The sequence below is a fragment of the Enterococcus sp. DIV0358 genome (assembly GCF_051713465.1).
In the GTDB taxonomy this organism is placed as follows: domain Bacteria; phylum Bacillota; class Bacilli; order Lactobacillales; family Enterococcaceae; genus Enterococcus; species Enterococcus faecalis.
The window spans coordinates 850,605-868,754 of record NZ_JBIOPX010000001.1 but is presented as its reverse complement, the minus strand read 5'-3'; the positions used below and the strand labels follow the sequence as shown (position 1 = coordinate 868,754).

General features: G+C 37.3%; 23 protein-coding genes. 4 read left to right on the top strand and 19 right to left on the bottom strand.

What is annotated here, in order from left to right:
• Positions 1–12: 12 nt before the first annotated feature.
• From IGK70_RS04345 to IGK70_RS04325, 5 genes are all read right to left on the bottom strand, one after another.
• Complete coding sequence (locus IGK70_RS04345) at positions 13–2,241, bottom strand: penicillin-binding protein (RefSeq protein WP_104855485.1); 2,229 nt, start codon at positions 2,239–2,241, stop codon at positions 13–15.
• Positions 2,241–2,648 carry a cell division protein FtsL gene (ftsL, locus tag IGK70_RS04340; protein ID WP_002358883.1) on the bottom strand — a complete coding sequence of 136 codons (408 nt, stop codon included), beginning with the start codon at positions 2,646–2,648 and terminating at the stop codon, positions 2,241–2,243. Before ftsL ends, IGK70_RS04345 begins: the two co-directional genes overlap by 1 nt.
• Positions 2,649–2,664: 16 nt before the next feature.
• Positions 2,665–3,621, bottom strand: a complete 957-nt coding sequence (rsmH, locus tag IGK70_RS04335; RefSeq protein ID WP_002355891.1) for a 16S rRNA (cytosine(1402)-N(4))-methyltransferase RsmH — start codon at positions 3,619–3,621, stop codon at positions 2,665–2,667.
• A gap of 14 nt (positions 3,622–3,635) precedes the next feature.
• Positions 3,636–4,121, bottom strand: coding sequence for a division/cell wall cluster transcriptional repressor MraZ (mraZ, locus tag IGK70_RS04330; RefSeq protein ID WP_002383402.1), 486 nt, complete (start codon positions 4,119–4,121; stop codon positions 3,636–3,638).
• A 233-nt stretch (positions 4,122–4,354) separates the two neighbouring features.
• Positions 4,355–4,747, bottom strand: a complete 393-nt coding sequence (locus tag IGK70_RS04325) for a DUF3397 domain-containing protein (RefSeq protein ID WP_002383401.1) — start codon at positions 4,745–4,747, stop codon at positions 4,355–4,357.
• A 244-nt stretch (positions 4,748–4,991) separates the two neighbouring features.
• Between IGK70_RS04325 and IGK70_RS04320 the strand changes: the two genes are divergently transcribed.
• Together IGK70_RS04320 and IGK70_RS04315 are read left to right on the top strand one after the other, a co-directional pair.
• A complete protein-coding gene (locus tag IGK70_RS04320) occupies positions 4,992–5,957 on the top strand; it encodes a magnesium transporter CorA family protein (protein WP_002386196.1) in 966 nt (321 codons plus the stop codon).
• 67 nt (positions 5,958–6,024) lie between these two features.
• Positions 6,025–6,135 carry a DUF4044 domain-containing protein gene (locus tag IGK70_RS04315; RefSeq protein WP_002383399.1) on the top strand — a complete coding sequence of 37 codons (111 nt, stop codon included), beginning with the start codon at positions 6,025–6,027 and terminating at the stop codon, positions 6,133–6,135.
• 92 nt (positions 6,136–6,227) lie between these two features.
• On the opposite strand, the gene recN is transcribed toward IGK70_RS04315, so the two are convergent.
• From recN to IGK70_RS04260, 11 genes are all read right to left on the bottom strand, one after another.
• Positions 6,228–7,901, bottom strand: a complete 1,674-nt coding sequence (gene recN, locus IGK70_RS04310; RefSeq protein WP_002386195.1) for a DNA repair protein RecN — start codon at positions 7,899–7,901, stop codon at positions 6,228–6,230.
• Between the two features lie 17 nt (positions 7,902–7,918).
• Entirely contained in the window at positions 7,919–8,368 is a 450-nt protein-coding gene (locus tag IGK70_RS04305) for an arginine repressor (protein ID WP_002358881.1), read from the bottom strand.
• A gap of 138 nt (positions 8,369–8,506) precedes the next feature.
• Positions 8,507–9,322 carry a TlyA family RNA methyltransferase gene (locus tag IGK70_RS04300; protein WP_002383397.1) on the bottom strand — a complete coding sequence of 272 codons (816 nt, stop codon included), beginning with the start codon at positions 9,320–9,322 and terminating at the stop codon, positions 8,507–8,509.
• Positions 9,323–9,335: 13 nt separating this feature from the next.
• Positions 9,336–10,217 carry a polyprenyl synthetase family protein gene (locus IGK70_RS04295; RefSeq protein ID WP_002371528.1) on the bottom strand — a complete coding sequence of 294 codons (882 nt, stop codon included), beginning with the start codon at positions 10,215–10,217 and terminating at the stop codon, positions 9,336–9,338.
• Positions 10,217–10,447 (bottom strand): exodeoxyribonuclease VII small subunit, encoded by a 231-nt coding sequence (locus IGK70_RS04290; RefSeq protein WP_002364628.1) that lies wholly within the window; start codon positions 10,445–10,447, stop codon positions 10,217–10,219. Before IGK70_RS04290 ends, IGK70_RS04295 begins: the two co-directional genes overlap by 1 nt.
• 1 nt (position 10,448) lies before the next feature.
• Complete coding sequence (xseA, locus tag IGK70_RS04285; RefSeq protein ID WP_002355877.1) at positions 10,449–11,795, bottom strand: exodeoxyribonuclease VII large subunit; 1,347 nt, start codon at positions 11,793–11,795, stop codon at positions 10,449–10,451.
• A gap of 9 nt (positions 11,796–11,804) precedes the next feature.
• Positions 11,805–12,650 carry a bifunctional methylenetetrahydrofolate dehydrogenase/methenyltetrahydrofolate cyclohydrolase gene (locus IGK70_RS04280; protein ID WP_002355876.1) on the bottom strand — a complete coding sequence of 282 codons (846 nt, stop codon included), beginning with the start codon at positions 12,648–12,650 and terminating at the stop codon, positions 11,805–11,807.
• Positions 12,651–12,753: 103 nt separating this feature from the next.
• Positions 12,754–13,206, bottom strand: a complete 453-nt coding sequence (gene nusB / locus IGK70_RS04275; RefSeq protein ID WP_002355875.1) for a transcription antitermination factor NusB — start codon at positions 13,204–13,206, stop codon at positions 12,754–12,756.
• On the bottom strand, positions 13,199–13,630 hold the full coding sequence (locus IGK70_RS04270) for an Asp23/Gls24 family envelope stress response protein (protein ID WP_002355874.1): 432 nt from the start codon (positions 13,628–13,630) through the stop codon (positions 13,199–13,201). Before IGK70_RS04270 ends, nusB begins: the two co-directional genes overlap by 8 nt.
• Positions 13,631–13,962: 332 nt before the next feature.
• Positions 13,963–14,283: a MazG nucleotide pyrophosphohydrolase domain-containing protein gene (locus IGK70_RS04265; RefSeq protein ID WP_002355872.1), complete on the bottom strand. Its 321-nt coding sequence runs from the start codon at positions 14,281–14,283 to the stop codon at positions 13,963–13,965.
• A 13-nt stretch (positions 14,284–14,296) separates the two neighbouring features.
• Positions 14,297–15,361, bottom strand: a complete 1,065-nt coding sequence (locus IGK70_RS04260; protein WP_002391500.1) for a M24 family metallopeptidase — start codon at positions 15,359–15,361, stop codon at positions 14,297–14,299.
• A gap of 171 nt (positions 15,362–15,532) precedes the next feature.
• Between IGK70_RS04260 and IGK70_RS04255 the strand changes: the two genes are divergently transcribed.
• Positions 15,533–16,348 (top strand): metallophosphoesterase, encoded by an 816-nt coding sequence (locus IGK70_RS04255; protein ID WP_002363393.1) that lies wholly within the window; start codon positions 15,533–15,535, stop codon positions 16,346–16,348.
• A gap of 70 nt (positions 16,349–16,418) precedes the next feature.
• Here the strand turns inward: IGK70_RS04255 and psiE are convergent, their stop codons facing one another.
• Positions 16,419–16,871, bottom strand: a complete 453-nt coding sequence (psiE, locus tag IGK70_RS04250) for a phosphate-starvation-inducible protein PsiE (protein WP_002355869.1) — start codon at positions 16,869–16,871, stop codon at positions 16,419–16,421.
• Positions 16,872–17,290: 419 nt separating this feature from the next.
• Here psiE and IGK70_RS04245 point away from each other — a divergent pair, with 419 nt between their 5' ends.
• On the top strand, positions 17,291–17,539 hold the full coding sequence (locus IGK70_RS04245) for a hypothetical protein (RefSeq protein ID WP_010712178.1): 249 nt from the start codon (positions 17,291–17,293) through the stop codon (positions 17,537–17,539).
• A 53-nt stretch (positions 17,540–17,592) separates the two neighbouring features.
• On the opposite strand, the gene IGK70_RS04240 is transcribed toward IGK70_RS04245, so the two are convergent.
• Both IGK70_RS04240 and IGK70_RS04235 read right to left on the bottom strand, forming a co-directional pair.
• Complete coding sequence (locus IGK70_RS04240) at positions 17,593–17,892, bottom strand: hypothetical protein (RefSeq protein WP_010712177.1); 300 nt, start codon at positions 17,890–17,892, stop codon at positions 17,593–17,595.
• A gap of 48 nt (positions 17,893–17,940) precedes the next feature.
• Positions 17,941–18,150 carry an Abi family protein gene (locus IGK70_RS04235; RefSeq protein ID WP_285603724.1) on the bottom strand — a complete coding sequence of 70 codons (210 nt, stop codon included), beginning with the start codon at positions 18,148–18,150 and terminating at the stop codon, positions 17,941–17,943.

The window sequence follows — 18,150 nt, the reverse complement described above, 5'->3', positions numbered from 1 at the left end:
TATTCTACGTTATTATTCTGTGCCTTCTAAAATCACGGTTAATTTTTTCTCCGTAATTTCAGTTTCAGCAGCGATACTTTGTTTCGTCACATAGCCTTCACCTTTAAACTCGACAGTCAAACCTAATAGATCACCAAACTTGGTAACATCGCTCTTCGACCAGCCGGTTAAATCAGGCATATAGTTTGTTCCATTTGTGATCAAAATCAATTTTTGATTAGGCATTAATGTTTGACCAGACGGCGTTGATTGTTTCTTGATTTTTTCACCATCGCCGATAATCACAGGATCAACCCCGTTCACTTTGGCATTGGCCAACGCTTCCGCTGGTGTCATGTTTTTATAATCAGCAACTGTGACTTTATCAGAAGCTACTTTCGTTGTTTCCGGATCTGTCTCTTTAATGTCTAACGCTAATTTCATTAATGGGTTTGCAATTGCCGCCATTGCTTCTGAAGGCGAACCTGATTTTGCTTGTCTAAGTGTAATATACAAAACATATTCAGGATTATCCGCTGGGACCATTTCCACTACAGAAGACAAGACTTGACTTGCTCCATCAACGTACCCTTTACCATCTGAAATCTGGGCAGTTCCTGTTTTGGCAGCAACATGATAGCCTGGTACTTTATAAATATCATACGCAATCCCGTAAGTCGGGTCTTCAACAGTATCAATCATGTACGTACGAATCTGTTGAGCTGTTTGCGCTTTGATTGGGGTTCCTACGATTTGTGGTTCCGTAATCGTTTCTTTTCCTGTATTTTTGTCAACAATTTTGCTGATGTAATGAGGTTGCAACATTGAACCGTCATTTGCAATAGCTGAGAAACCTTTCATCATTTGGAAATTAGTAACCGTAATCCCTTGACCAAAAGCTGAATTGGCCCGATCAACAATATTATTATCTGGAAGTTTCCCAGTGTGTTCTGAAGTTAAACCTGAATGTGTGCTTGAACCAAACCCAAATTTTTTCAAATATTCGACCCACTTGTCGCCACCCATTCGTTGTTCCAAGTTCACCATTCCGATATTACTAGACCAAGAGATAGCTTGACGATAAGTTAAAGACGTTTTGTCTTTTAAATTGCCGACATCATGGTCGTTAATCGTGGTGTCACCAACAGTGATACCACCTATACGGTTAAATGATTCATTTGGATTAAACAATCCTTGCTCAATAGCAGCCGCCGACGTAAATAATTTAAGCGTTGAGCCAGGTTCATACGGACTTTCAACCAATAGGTTCTGCCACGTGCCATTATTGTCTAATCCTTGTTTCGTTTCAGGATTAAATGTTGGCCGTTGAGACATGGCAACAATTTCGCCTGTTTTTGCTTCCATTAACATAGCAGTCATGGAAACTGGTTCATATTTTTCATTAACTTGCGTCATCAAATCTTCTAAGGTATTTTGCAAGCGACTATCTAGCGTTGTGTAAATATCTTGACCATCCACTGCTTTTTTCTCTTCCGCCACAGTTCCTGGTAAGGCATTACCGTAAATATCTTTTTCAAAATACACACGGCCATCGGTTCCGCTTAAAATATCATTATAGGCCTGTTCTAGTCCCATCGCGCCTACTAAGCCTTCTTTATCATCATCTGGATTGGCTGCTTTTGTATAGCCAATAAAGTGAGAAGCAAACTGCCCATTGGGATATAATCTGGCTGGATGTTCATTGAAATAAACACCTGAAATTTTTTTCTTTTTCAAATCTGCTTCAATTTTTTGCCGTGTTTCCAAGGTGATGTTTTGACCACCCGTACCAAACTCCACTTGATATTGTGTTGACCCATCTTCATGGATCCCATTATTCAAGTATTTCAATGCTGTTTTTTTGTCTAGTTTGGTATATTTCGCTAAAATTTCAGCAATATCATCAAAGTCTTTTTTCTCCGCATATAGCTTTTCATTATTTTGTCCCGTATATTTTTTTGATAATACGACATATAACGAATAGGAAGTAGCATCTTCTGCGATTGGATTACCATATCGATCTAAAATTGATCCTCGCTTAGCTTTTACCACTTGGCTTCCTTCATATAGAGAAGCTGTTTTTTCCTTTAGTGATACACCTGCTACTTTGCCTGTTGCCACAATGTATGTCGTTCTAAAGGCAAATAAAAAGAACAATCCAATACTCGTAGCGAATAAAATGATGCCTACTTTTTTACGATTGTTCATCGGATTTAAGTTTTTCTTTTTCATGAATTGTTTAAATTTATGTCTTTTACTCATTATTTAACAGTCCTAACATTGTCGCCGTTATTTTCTAGTCCTTGTTTTTTAGCGACATCTTTGATTCGATCTGATTTAGAAAGTTCGCTTCTTTCTTGTTCCAATTTCAAAGCGTTATCTTCCTTTTCTTTAATGACTGCTTGTGTTTCTGTAATATCGTTCATGGTTTGGACAATTGTCGTTCTTACTTGAATTGTCGCAATTGCAATACCAATCGTTGCACAAACTAATACAACACCGATTAATTTTTCTAGTAAAGAGACATTTTTTAGTTTCTTTTTGGGTAATAGAGTGGGGACAGGTAGTGTTTCCTCTTGCATTTTTCTGTCTTGCTCTGTTGCCACAGTTGGCTGATCCATTTCTGGTGCTTCATAATGGAAATCATTTACTTTCTTCAATTCAGCCATGTGTCTACCCCTCTCTCTATCTAGATTTTATTTTTTCGGCAATGCGTAACTTCGCACTTCGTGAACGATTATTCTCAGATAACTCACTGTCACTTGGTAAAATTGGTTTTCTAGTAATTACTTTTAATTCTGGTTGAAATTCTTCTGGTACCACTGGAATGCCTGGTGGCAAATCTTGTACCGTACTGTATTCTTTAAACATTGTTTTAACAATACGATCTTCTAACGAATGGAACGTAATCACACTGATTCTGCCATTTTTCGCTAGCAAATCAATTGCTTGTTCTAGCGACTCTTCAACTGCCCCTAATTCATCATTAACGGCAATGCGAATTGCTTGGAAAATTCGTTTTGCAGGATGTCCACCTTTGCGTCTTGCTGGAGCTGGAATCGCCGTCTTAATAATCTCAACAAGTTCACCTGTTGTTTCAATTGGCTGCTTTTCACGAACACGTTCAATTTCTCGAGCAATCTGTTTCGAAAATTTCTCTTCCCCATAACGAAAGAAAATTTTTACTAACTCACTATAGCTATACGTATTCACCACTTCGCGAGCCGTCAAGGGTGCGTCTTGATCCATGCGCATATCTAAGGGCGCGTCTTGATGATAGCTAAAACCACGTTCCGCTTCATCTAATTGTGGTGAAGAAACACCTAGATCGTATAGAATCCCATCAACATGGAACACCCCGTGTTCTGCCAATTCTTCTTTAATATTTCTAAAATTTGATTTGATGAAGGTCACTTGACCTTTGTCTACATATTTCTGCAAACGAGTCTTAGCATGTGCCAACGCTTTTTGGTCTTGATCAAAGGCATATAAATGACCGTGCTCATTCAATTGTGTCAGTAAGTATTCACTATGTCCGGCACCACCGAGTGTGCAATCTACGTATACGCCATCCGGCTTCACTTGTAATCCATCCACTGTTTCTTTTAAAAGAACGGTGTAATGGCGAAATTCTTCAGTCATCATTTGCCTCATTCCTAAAATCCAAAATCAATCATTGTTTCTGCTAATTCATCAAAGTTTTCTTCAGCTTCATCAGAGAATGCATGCCAACGTTCGTCACTCCAAATTTCAATTCGGTTAGAGACGCCGATAACAACACAGCCTTTTTCTAAACTGGCATGTGTTCGTAAATTCGCCGGAATATTGATACGACCTTGCTTATCAATCTCACATTCTGTTGCAGCGGAATAAAAGAATCGTACAAAGGTACGTGCATCTTTCTTAGCTAAGGGCATTTCTTGAAGTTTTGCTTCAAGTTGTGACCATTCATTTAAAGGATAACCAAATAAACAGCCATCCATCCCTCTCGTTACCACAAATTTTTCACCAAGTTCCTCACGAAACTTTGATGGAACGATTAGGCGGCCTTTGGCATCGATATTATGTTGGTATTCACCCATAAGCATAGCCAATACACCCGCTTTTCCACTTGATAGAACAAGTCTACCACATCCCACCACTTTCTACCACTATAAATCTAAAAACTTCTATTTTTTAACTGTTATTTAAAATTTCTGTAATATTTACAGGGTTTTATGTAACAAGCATCACCCAACAAAAAATGTTATTATAACAAGGTTTTTACTATGTTTTTTATAAAATAACCCCACAAATAACAAAAAAACCCCACGGAGTGGGGAGTTGTGGGGGACATTTTCCCACAGCGTATTTCCCCTATTGTCTCCACGCTTTATTACAGTAGATAATGACTGATATTTAGCAAGATAAGCAACACATACAACACAAACGTTAGTAAAAACGTCAACCGCCAAAACATCTTGAAATATCGTCTATATAAAATCTCTCCATAATAATAAGCTTGAAACAGGGCAACAGCGACTCCTAATAACAAAATAGAAATCACAAAATACGGCATAATCGATTCATCATAACTATCTTTGGATAACTCATGGATCCCTATGAATAAAAACGGAATGGCCAAATCCGGTGCTTTTATTTTCCAACGTTCCGTTAGGGAAAAAGTGGACACGAGAAAATTGCATGCAAAGAGCACAATTACCGGAAAAATATACCAAAATAACATTATTGCCGAAAACGACACCATTCTCTCAACAAATCCTTTCATTCCACCTGCTATAACTATACTTCATCAACGTTACACAGATGTTTCATTTCGTTTAAATATATGTGCTAAAAGCCCTTTTTGCTTGCTTTTTCATATAAAAAACGGATTACTTATCAAACCATTTTCAAAACGAGGCCTCACCTATCGCGGCCACTTATTTTTGAATGTTTTTTATAAGCTTTTCTTCTCGTATTGTGTCATACTTCTATTATAATGGATTTAGAACAAAAAATGTTGATTCGGGGTGAATCTTTTGATTAATTATTTATTATTGAAAAATGACTATTTTGAACCTTGTTCACCAGACGATGAAGCCCTAAGTTGGATTTCGGTAGAATCTCCTACAGAAGAAGAAATCGAGCGTCTCGTCAATCAATACCACTTACCAACAGATTATCTTACCGGCGTTTTAGATGATGAAGAAAATGCTCGAGTGGAAGGTTTCCGCCACGAAAAATTACAAACGCCTACGTTACTTTTATTTCGTTATCCCAAAGCTAGTATCAGTCCTAGTGGCTATCTGCAAGTAGAAACGGTGCCGATTGCTTTAATCGCAACCGTCGATAACAAACTAATTACTGTTAGCAATGGGCCTAACGACATCGTTCATGGGATCCAAAAAGAGGCGTTCACCCATCAAGATCTTTCTATTGAGAAGGCCTTAATTTTAGCCCTTTCATGGAAGATGGCCCTTTCCTTCAATAAAAACTTACAAGCACTTATCCAACAAACCAACAAACTTGAAGGAGAGCTCCAAGTAGCCACAGAAAATAGTCAATTGTATCAGATTATGGACATTCAAAAAAGTCTAGTTTATTTCGAAGCAGCTTTAACGGATAATTTAAAAGTATTAAAACGTTTATATAGCGCTGAAATTTTTAATCATCCAGAAAAACATTTGCCATTTTTAAGGGATATTCTGATTGAACTAGAACAAGGACTGAATACGACTAAAATACAACTAAAATTAGTTGATAACATTAGTAATACTTTTTCAGCAATCGTTTCAAATAACTTAAATAATGTCATGAAAATTTTAACATCCTTAACAATTGTCCTGACCATTCCAACCATCATCGGAGGAATTTACGGCATGAATGTGAAACTCCCTTTTGCAGAGCATGAATATTCCTTTTGGATTATTTTTGCCATCACTACCTTAATCTGCATAATTAGTATTCGAATTTTAAAGAAAAAGAATCTCTTATAACTTTAGGTTGCTGTTTTCAGGAAAAGGTTGTACACTATTAGCAGAAATTAAAAAGGACGTGTCATTTATGAACGACAAAGAACAAAGTCGCTTTTCAAAAATCACGAAAGTCGTGGTTTGGCTAATGCTGATCGCAATTGTAGGTTCAACTGTTTTAACAGCGATTCTTAGTCTTTAAACTGGAGAACTTTTTCACACATTAAAAGTAAAAAAAACAGCCCCTTCTATCAATTGAAGGGGCTGTTTTTTTTACTTACTCAAATAGAGCGGCTATTTTTTCGCCATCGCCAACAGCTCTTGTGCATGTTCAATGGTTAATTTCGTAATTTCACTTCCTGCGAGCATACGCGCAATTTCGTTTACTCGCTCTTTTTCAGATAAAATTCGGACGCTTGTTTCTGTCCGACCCGCCACGATTTCTTTTTCAATAAAATAATGTTCATCGGCAACGGCCGCCACTTGTGGCAAGTGCGTGATACACAACACCTGCGAATTTTCTGAAATTTGATAAATTTTATCGGCAATCGCCTGTGCTACTCGGCCACTGACTCCTGTATCTACTTCATCAAAAACAATACTAGTGATCCCTTGCGTTTGAGAAAAGATTGTTTTCATAGCCAGCATCACTCGCGAAAGTTCTCCGCCAGAAGCCACCCGAACTAACGGTTTTAATGGTTCCCCTGGGTTAGTAGTAATATAAAATTCTACTCCGTCTAAGCCATTTTCTTGTAAATGCTCAAGTTCTGTAAAGCGGACTTCAAATTCAGTTCGCTCCAAATATAGTTCTTTTAATTCGGTTAAAATTTGTTGTTCGAGCTCTTTGGCTAGGCGCTTTCGTTCTTTTCGTAAAGCTAACGCTTGTTGATGAGCCGCTTGTTGTTTCTCTGCAAGCAACGCTTCTAAGTCACCTGTACCACCTTCCAAAAAATCAGCCTCTGCTAACTCTTTGGTGATTTCTTCATAGTAAGATAAAATCGTTTCGATTGAATCGCCATATTTACGTTTCATTTGACGGATTAATTCCAAACGATTTTCTACTTCATTCAAGCGACCTTCGTCTAGTTCTAAGCCATCAATTAACCTAGAAAGATCTCCACTGGCTTCTTGTAGTAAGTAGTAAGCATTTTGAACAGTATCTGACAATGATTTATATTCTGGATCAAGGGATTCAATCGAAGCGAGTTCATTCATACTTGTTCCGATTTTATCCAAACTACTATCGTCTTCACCATTTAGCGCGGCATAACTAATCGTCAGTGCATCAGCAATCTTTTGAAAATTGTTCAGTTTATTGCGTTCTTCTAACAATTGTTCTTCTTCGCCAGCGACTAACTGTGCACTAGCAATTTCATCACTTTGAAAATGAAGCATGTCCATTCTTTGGGCAAATTCTTTTTCATTTTTTTGTCGCTTTCTGACTTTGGCTTCGAGTGCGCGATACTCTTGATACGCCTGTGTATATTTTTCTTTGACTGCTAAAAGTTTTTTCCCACCAAATTCATCTAACATATCAATATGGCGTTCACTTTGCATCAATTCTTGATGTTCGTTTTGGCCATGAATATCTACTAAATATTCCCCAATTCTTTTTAAATTAGTAATGTTGACAATCCGTCCGTTGACACGGCAAACATTTTTACCAGAAGCGGAAATATCTCGTTGAATCACTAAAGAATCTTCTTCTGTTTCAATACCTAATTCTTCTAATAATTGCTTTAATTCTTGACTTTTCGGCATTGAAAAAAGTCCTTCTAAGGTGCATTTATTTGCTCCTTGACGAATATAGTCACTGGAGCCGCGTCCGCCTGTGAGTAATCCCATTGCATCAATAATGATGGATTTCCCCGCACCCGTTTCTCCCGTTAAAACGGTCATACCCATTTGAAACTCTAATTGTAACGAAGAGATAATCGCAAAATTTTTCACGGAAAGTTCTTGTAACATCTTGTTCACCTCATTCTTTATAGATAGCTTAACAGCTCTTTATGAAGTTTTTCTGCTGCTTCCTCAGTTCGCGCAATCATGAGAACACTATCATCATCGTTGATGACGGCAAAAAGTTTCTCTTGGTAATTCTTTTCGATTAAACTACCACACGCCGCCGCATTGCCAGGAATGGTTCGTAATACGACATATTTTTCCATTTGTTCTGCAGCTACAAAGGCATCTTTTAAAAGCTTTGCAAGTTTAGCACTCGTATTAGCTTGTGTTTCTAATGGAAGGCTATACCGATAACCCCCTTCTGCAGATGGAACTTTGATCAGTTTCATATCTTTAATGTCGCGAGAAATTGTTGCTTGTGTTACAGCTACGCCCTTTTCTTGTAAGTAGTTGACAAAATCTTCTTGCTTTTGAATATTTTTTTCAGTCAATAAACGTGTAATTAAACGGTGTCTATCTTGCTTTCTCATGGCGCCGCTCTCCTTTTCAGTTTACTCTTGCCCTCATCATAGCTTATTTTTATGCATTTTAAAAGATGAATTACTAGATTTATACAAAAAAGAAGCTTTCACCCGTAGGCGTCCACTTCTTTCTTCTAACTTTTCTCATCATTCCACTAATTTTTGATGCGCATGCGCGACAACTTCTTCAATGGATTCTGTCGCTTGATAGGATCCTTCCCCATCAACAGAAACTAAATGTGCCAAAAATTCAATGTTTCCTTCGCCACCAGTGATTGGTGAAAAATCTAAGTTTTTCACATCATAACCGTTATTCATGGCAAAGCGTGTGATTTCTTCCACAACCATTTGATGGGTTTCTGGATCACGCACGATTCCTTTCTTCCCAACAAACTCTTTGCCAGCTTCGAATTGTGGCTTAATTAACGCCACCACACTACCGCCTTTTTTCAAAATATCATGAAGAGGTGGCAAAATTAAGCGTAATGAAATAAAGGAAACATCAATCGTTGCAATATCCGGCACCCCTTCGGTGAAATCTTCAGGTTTACTATAGCGAAAGTTGGTACGTTCCATTACCACCACGCGTTCATCTTGCCGAATTTTCCATGCTAGTTGGTTATAGCCAACATCTAAAGCGTAACTCAAACGAGCCCCATTTTGTAAAGCGACATCGGTAAAACCACCTGTGGAGGAACCAATATCTAGCATTGTTTTGCCTTGAACGTTGATTGCAAAAACATTTAGTGCCTTCTCTAGTTTTAAGCCCCCACGAGAAACATAAGGCATTACTTGGCCCTTAGTATGTAAGGGTGTCTCCACAGAAATTTTTTCCCCTGGTTTATCTAAACGTTCATTTTTATCATTGTAAACCAAACCAGCCATCACGCTGCGTTTTGCTTTTTCTCGTGTTTCAAATAGTCCTTGATTAAACGCCAAGACATCGACGCGTTCTTTTTTCATAAGTGCCTTCTTTCTATCTCAATTGTAACTGAGTTAACAAGTTTGCTAAATGTTCTTCTGAAAAATTGGGAACATTTGCTTTGATTTTTTCTAAAACAGCGCTACCTTCTGCTAATTGATGTGTTAGCGCATCTTTCGCGCCAGCAATCCCTAAAAGAGCTGGGTACGTACTTTTATTCAACGCTTCATCTCGGCCTACTTTTTTACCTAAATCTGCTTCTGTACTTGTGGCATCTAATAAGTCATCACGAATTTGAAAAGCCAAGCCATAGTGATGCGCAAACTGTGTCAGTAAACCAATGACTTCTTCTGTTTGATTGGCTAATATGCCCCCAGCAATTAAGGCGAATTCAATTAGCGCTCCGGTTTTCTTTTCATGAACAGCCGCTAACTCTTCTAAAGTCAAGCTGACTTTTTCTCCTTCAATATCACCCATTTGGCCGGCAACCATGCCTTGATTCCCCGCTGCCTTTGCCAGTTGTTGCATCAGTAAAACTTTTTCACTTAAGCCTAATTGGCTCAAAGAAAGTAACTGAAATGCGCCTGTTAATAAGCCGTCCCCTGCTAAAATGGCAGTCGCTTCACCAAACACTTTGTGATTGGTTGGTTTGCCACGACGTAAATCATCATCATCCATTGCTGGTAAATCATCATGAATTAATGAATACGTATGAATCATCTCTAAAGAGGCAGCCACTTGATAGTCTTGTGTTTCCATCTCTTTTTGAAAAGCGGCCACTGTTGTTAGCACTAATAGCGGGCGTAATCGTTTGCCACCTGCGTGTATTGAGTAGAGCATTGCTTCTTTCAAACGCTCATTTTCAGTATATTCTGCGATAAAATCGACCATGACTTTTTCAACCAACGGTAAATGCTGTTGACTAAAATTCGTCATTACGCTTCCTCGCTCTCTTCAAAAACAATTTCTTTATTGTTTTCTGTCATCATTTTCGTTAAAGTTTTTTCCGCTTTTTCCAATGTATCTTGACATTGTTTACTTAATGCCATGCCCTCTTGAAAGGCAACTAAGGCTTCTTCCAAAGGGACATCTCCTCGTTCTAAGCGCTGAACGATTTCTTCTAAGGCATTTAATGATTCTTCAAACGTTTTTTCTTTTGCTGGCATGTTAAAACTCCTCTTTTTTCGCTGTTATTGTTTCGACGTTTGCTTGAACTGTACCGTCAGCATAATGAATCGTTAATTGATCTGCTGGCTGTAACTCGGTAACAGTTTTAACGACACGGTCCTCTTTTGTAGTATAACTATATCCTCGACCCATAATTTTGAGTGGGCTGAGTAAGTCTAATTGTTGAACAGCAGACGTGAATTGCTTTTGTTTGTTTAGGAACAATTGTGTCATTTGTGTTTGCAAGTTTCGTTGTAAAAACGCCAACTGTTGCTGACTTTCTCTTAATTGTCCCTTTGGTGTCTGTTGTTGCAATTGAGCGATAATTCCTTGGGCTTGACGTTGTTTTTGGTGATGAATCGTTGTCATTGCTTGGAAAAGACGTTGCGTCATTCGATCTAATTTAATCGTTTGACCTTCATAAAGTCGCTCAGGTTGCTTAAACACATAAGAATTTTGTAGTCGTTGGAAACGTTCTGTTCGTTGTTGTAAGAGATATAAAAAGCTTTGTTCTAAACGACTACGCCGTTCACTAATTCTTAATAGTTCTTCATTTAAAACTGGTACCGCTAGTTCCGCTGCTGCCGTTGGCGTTGCTGCACGAACATCTGCTACCATATCGGCAATTGTCACATCTGTTTCGTGACCAACCGATGAAATAATCGGTGTGGTGGCAGCATGAATGGCTCGAGCCACTTTTTCTTCATTAAATGGCCATAAATCCTCGATTGAACCACCGCCACGGCCGATGATCATCGTATCAAAATCGCCTTGCGCATCGGCTCGCTGAATGTTCCGCACAATGTCATCCGCCGCCTGCTCGCCTTGGACCAAGGTTGGAAAAAGGACCAGTTGTGCAATCGGATACCGTCTTTTAACTGTCGTAATGATATCCCGAATAACAGCACCACTAGGACTTGTAACCACAGCGATTCGTTTGGGATAACGAGGCAACTGTTGTTTAGGCCCTTCAAAAAGTCCTTCTTTTCCTAGTTTTTCTCTTAATTCTGCCAATGCTTGATAAAGTGCACCTACACCATCTGGTTCCATATGTTCAATATAAATTTGATAGGAGCCGCTGTTTTCATAAAGCGAAATACGCCCCACCACCATGACTTTCATGCCTTCTTTTGGTTGAAACTTCAATTTTTGAAAGGCTGATTTAAACATAATTGCAGAAATCTTCGCATGGTCATCTTTTAAACTGAAGTACTGATGCGCGTTCGCTCGGAAGCGAAAGTTCGAAATTTCACCTGTTAAATAGACACGTCCTAAGTAAGGGTCTGCATCAAATTTACGTTTTAAATACTTCGTTAAGGCTGTTACTGTTAAATACTGTTGCGTCATTTTTTCACCTTACTTTTGTTTTTTTGCTGCCTCGACTGTTTGATACATTAACATGGTAATCGTCATTGGGCCAACACCTTTGGGAACCGGCGTGATATAGCTTGCAATTTCAGAAACTTCATCGAATGCTACATCACCAATCAGTTTTCCTTCTTGATTGCGATTCATGCCCACATCAATCACTACCGCACCTGGTTTCACGAACTCTTTGGTGACAAAATGCCCGCGTCCAATTGCTACAACTAAAATATCCGCTTCTTTTGCAACTTCTGCTAAATGTTCAGTTTTAGAATGGGCAATCGTCACGGTCGCATTTTTCATTAACAATAATTGTGCCATTGGCTTGCCAACAATATTGCTTCGACCAATAACCACCGCACGTTTACCTGTTAAATCAATATCATAAGCTTCAAACATCTTCATAATTCCATACGGCGTGCAAGGAATCATTTCAGGTTTGCCTACAAACAAACGGCCTAAATTCATTGGATGGAACCCATCTACATCTTTTTTGGGATCAATCGCTAATAAAATCTTTTCTTCATCAATATGTTTTGGCAAAGGTAGTTGTACAAGAATGCCATGAAAGCGTGAATCTTGATTATATTTGTCAATCTCAGCCAATAATTCTTCTTCTGAAATAGTTTCTGGCAGTTTTTCGACCTTTGACAGAATGCCAATTTTGGCTGCTGCACGTTCTTTATTTCTCACATACGTTTGGCTGGCAGGATTTTCCCCAACTAATAAAACAACTAATCCTGGTTGGATGCCTTGTTGTGTCATCTTTTCTACATCTTTTTGAATCTCTGCTTGCATTTGATCTGCTAATTCACGACCGTTAATTACTGTACTCATTCCTTCGCTCCCTCTATTGTTTCTTTACTTCTTTAATAGTATTTATTTTAGCATATAACCCAGTATCTTAACACCAGTTAGATAGTAAAAAAAGATTCAGAGCTTACGCCTCTGAATCAATTTCTTTCATTACATTTGATAACACACCATTAACAAATTTACGTGAACGGTCGTCACTGTATTTTTTACTTAACTCAACGGCTTCATTTAATGCCACAATGTTTGGCACATCTGAAACGTATAACATTTCAAAAATAGCTAAGCGTAAAATAACAATATCTATTTTTGCTAAGCGTTGCATAGACCAGTTATTACCTAAATGGTTCGTAATCACTTCGTCTAGTTCTGCTTTGCGGCTACACACACCGCCGACAAGTAAATCTAAATACGTAGGGACTAGGTCTTCGCCATCTTCACTGACGATTTCCCGATTATCATAAGCCAATGCATAATCAATGGCATCTTGTTTGGTTAAATCAGCATTAAAATCTAAAGGAAAAAGGGCTTGGAGCGCTTTTTCACGAATCTCGTGACGGGTTAATTCTGTTTTACTCATTCTCTTCTCCATCTTCATCTTCTGGGAATAATTCATTTAAGTCTGGTTGAGGGATTTTTTCAGGTACTACCGCTACAACATGAATATTCACTTCAACTAAATCAATATCTGTCATAAATAAGACTTGTTGTTTCACACGGTCTTGCATTTCTAACGCAACTTTTGGCACAGAAACACCGTAGTTCAAGTAACAATAGATATCGACTTTTAAGCCTTCTTCTTCTGTTCGTAAATATACACCTTTGCCGTGTGCTGCACGGCCTAATAATTCATTCACATTATTGGCGAACGTGCCACGCATCCCATAAACGCCCTCTACTTTTGAAGCAGCGATTCCGATAATTACTTCAATGACTTCAGGAGCGATCACGATTTCTCCTAAAGAATCGTTTGCATTGATTACAAGATTTTTTTCTTCTGACATTTGGTTGTCCTCCTTATCTATTACGCACAAAATCGTTCAATAAACGATTTATTTGATGAATCACTAAGTCTCTTAAGGATTCTCTTTTAAGCAACGGATGATTCTTAAAAATTAAAACAACACTGGTTTCTTCAGTTGGTTGTGAAAGAACGTCCAAATTTTGCTTATCAATACTCGTTCTTAGTTTATCATTAATTAGCCTATTTCGCTACCAGAAAAGCTAAGTTCTGACTAAAAGAACAGATAATTTCTTGTCATAAATTTCTAATTCAAGCCTTTAGACGTAAAAATAAGAAAGACCAAGTAATTTTGGCTTTCTTATTTTTACATCTTTATTCTTCAGGATAACGTTCCATTAGTTTCGTCCGATGCTTTTGCATAATCATTTCTAAAGAGATGTCATATTTATCGGCTAAAATAAATAAATTATCCAACACATCGCCTAACTCTTCCGTTAAATTTTCCAGATTCTCTTCATCCGCCAAAACTGTTTCATCCGGTCGATCACGGCCAATTTCAATTGTCCGAATGGCCCGACAAACTTCGCCGACTTCTTCTGTTAAAAAGTTGGAACGAATAAACGGATCATATTGATACCAGTTACGTTTTTTATAAAACGCACTAATAAACCGCTGATACTCTTGGATATCCATGTTCTCCCAACCTTTATAAAATGATTAATTCTTTTGGCGCATGTGTTAATACACGATTACCTTCAGCAGTAATTAATAAATCGTCCTCAATACGCACGCCACCAATTCCTGGCAAATAAATTCCAGGTTCGTCCGTAATCACATTCCCTGGTACAAACTGTTTATCTGCTCGGAATGAAACATTTGGTCCTTCATGAATTTCTAACCCAATGCCATGACCAGTGCTGTGACCAAACGCATCGCCATAGCCATAGGAAGCAATATGATCCCGTGCAATCGCATCTAATTGAATGCCCGTCAACCCAGGTTTAGCTTCTGCTAACACTTTTAATTGTGCTTCTAAAACAATGTCATAAATTTCTTTTAGTTTTGGCTGAATACTACCAATGGCAAATGTCCGTGTCATATCAGAAACATAGCCTTCATAATAACAACCGAAATCTAAAGTGATTAACTCACCTTTTTCGATGACTTTATGGCTAGCAACACCATGTGGCATCGCCGAACGTAGACCGCTGGCCACAATTGTCTCAAAAGAAACACCACTGGCTCCTTTTGACCGCATGAAGAAATCTAATTGATTAGCCACTTCAATCTCTGTCATTCCAGGTTTAATCATCTCTAAGACAAAGGCAAATCCTTGATCCGCGATGGCACACGCTTTTTCAATAATCGCTACTTCTTCTTCATCTTTCACTTCTCTTAATTCTTCAATCAAACCCATTACAGGAACTAATTCACATGGTAAAATTTCTTCCAATAAGCTATAATCAGCGAAACTAACTTGCGTTTCTTCAAAAGCTAAATTATCTAATTGCAAACGTTCAGCTAAATCTGCTACTTCGTCAAAAATATGTCCTGTGTTTTTAACGATAGTAAAACCAGTTGCTTGTTCCGCAGCTTGTTCCGTATAACGAAAATCCGTTACAAAAAAAGCTTTATCTAATGTAATCATTGCCAAGCCCGTTGTCCCAGTAAAATTGGTTAAATAACGTAAATTATACGGACTTGTCACTAAAAATCCTTGTAAATTATTTTCTTTCATTAACTCCCGTAGCTTTTCGACTCTTGCCATCATTGGTTCGACCTTCTTTCTTTTTTCTCATTTTTCATTATAGCAAATTTACTTCAGAAAAGCATGAATCACCAAAAAACTTCATCGAGAAAGTTTACTGAAAATTTTACCTTTCCTTATTTTTTGCTTAACACTTTTGTAGTAAACTAATTTAGCGACTTCAAGGAGGAAATTATGAACGTTTATTTATTTCTGGCACTATTTTTCATTATTATCGGCATTTTAAGCTATAGTTTTTTTATTGAACCTAAATGCTTAGTCATACACAAAAATCAAATTAAAGTAACAGAATCAGGGAAAACCTTACGGATTGTTCAACTCTCTGATATTCATTTAAAAAAGAATTATTCTGTGAAGGCCTTAAAACAGATTGTTGAAAAAACAAATACATTACAACCAGACATAGTCGTTTTTACAGGAGACTTATTTGATGATTATGCCCGTTTTGGTATCGAAATTCAGGATGAAGTGAGTCAACTTTTCCGTAAAATTAACGCCCCTTATGGCAAATTCGCTATTTATGGCAACCACGAGTATAGCGGGTTAGATACCAATTTTTACGAAACAATCTTAGAAGCTGCCGACTTTACCGTACTAAAAAACACGGGCAAATTACTGCCTGTCTCACACCGCATCTCCTTGTACGTCGCTGGTTTAGAAGATTCGTTATATGGACAAACCGACTTAGCTGCAGCTTTAGTCAACCGCCCTACTGGAACGCCCACTCTGCTACTAACCCATGAGCCAGATGTCGCAGACTCAGCAGTCAACAAAAACATTGACCTCATTTTAGCAGGACATAGTCACGGCGGACAGATTCGCTTGCCTTTTTTCACTTACAAAAATCAGCTTGCCAAAAAATATACACATGGGCTTTATCATTTAGAAGATGAAACGCCGCTAATTGTTCACCCAGGAATCGGAACCACTAAAATCAGCGCACGCTTTGGTGTCTTACCAACAATTGAACTGATTGAGTTAACTATTTAACTATGCATTAAAAAGACCGCCCCACGTTAGAGAAAAATTCTCACGTTGGACGGTCTTTGATTATGTTCGATTAATGATGAAAATCTTGCTCGTGATCTTCTTCTACTTTCGCTTTTCCTAGCGTATAAAATTTGCTGCCATTTAACCCGAGAATAAATAGCACAACCACTAGTAAAAGAATTGATAAAGATAACAATAAGGTCTGCAAGCCATCGCCATGTGCAACCATTAATTGACGTAAAATTGCGGTTAAACAAATTAAAATCAAATAACGAATCGGAATATGGTGTCCTTCTTGAATATAGCGAAGAATCATCATAATAAACTCAAATAACATAAAGAATGAAATAATTTCTTGCATGATAACTGAAAAATTATCCGGCGTCATTGGCTTCATGAGATATGTAGCGAGGTCAACTAAATAACTAGCCATAAATACTAATAAGAAAACTCCTAAAATCCCTAATACAATATCCAAAATCAAATTCACGTACTTCTTTACTACACTAAAATTCTTCTGCATAATACCCTTCTTTCTTTTGACTCAATTATTTTATAACATGCTTGTTATTACATTAAATATATCATCAATTAACCTTGTCAGACAAGCAGTTAAACCCAATGTGAGATTTTTTTTATTTTGAGATCTTCATTTATTTCCGTCTAACCCTTTCCTTTATGCAAGACAAAAAAAGCTGAATCCGGAGATTCAGCTTTTTAATCGTATTAGTTAGCTACTGGATAAACTGATACTTTAAGATTTATTTTTTTTAATAATTTCTAACTTTCTTCAACACTTATAAAATAGGCGTTTGTATTAAATTCTATGTTCTGATAGTTTCTATATTTTCTTAAAGAGTATGGTCAAAGTATGGTCATTTCATACCTAGACGAATAAAAACAATCTTAATATAGTTAACTACTAGCAAGGAGTTGATTTCTATGAAGCCAAATTATGTAGGAACAATTCATAAAATTAAGGTATTAACTACTTATCCAGAAATGTTAGTCCGATTTTCTTTGCAAACTCAAAAAGAGACTATCAACTGCATTATTTCTAAAAAAGAATTGGCGGATGAATTACTCATGTTACCTGATGGCACAGAGCTTGCTGTTTATGATAGGTATAATCAAAAAAGGCAACTAGTTGTGGTGAAAATGTGTGTGCGGAAATTTTCAAATAATTTATAAAGAAAGCCTCGTTCCCATCTAGGGAGCGAGGTTTATTTTGAATACACTGAAAACTATTTATTTTCTTCTAAAATACTCATCAATCCAGAATTAGCTTCTTTAAAATTTGAAATTTTATTTTCCCAGCCTTCAATAAATCCCATTTTGGATTTTATTGTAGCAATTGAAACCGTCTCAAAAATACCTATCTTTTCATTAATAACCAAGGGAAGATAAATGTAAAAAAGAAGATAATTCAAATCATCTAATGACAATACTAATTTTAACATTGATAATAATCCAAACAAGCTACCTTTTTTTATCTCTTTTAACACATCACTATCATAATACTTTTTAAAATTCCTTTCTTTCAAAGGACCTACCTTTTTACAATAGAGTACCTCTTCGTGTGCACATATATTTCAATAAAAGTTAACCGCTTTAATTATTTGTTTTAAAGCCCCTACAGATATATCATCGTTCGTGCTATATTCTTTTTTATACTTAACGCTAAAATCTTTAGCAATTTTTTCTTGTAAATCATTCGTCAAGGAATTGAAAAAATAAGATGTTTCACCAAAAGTCAGATTATTAATTAGTACCAATACAGGTATATGTTCATGATTATTCAA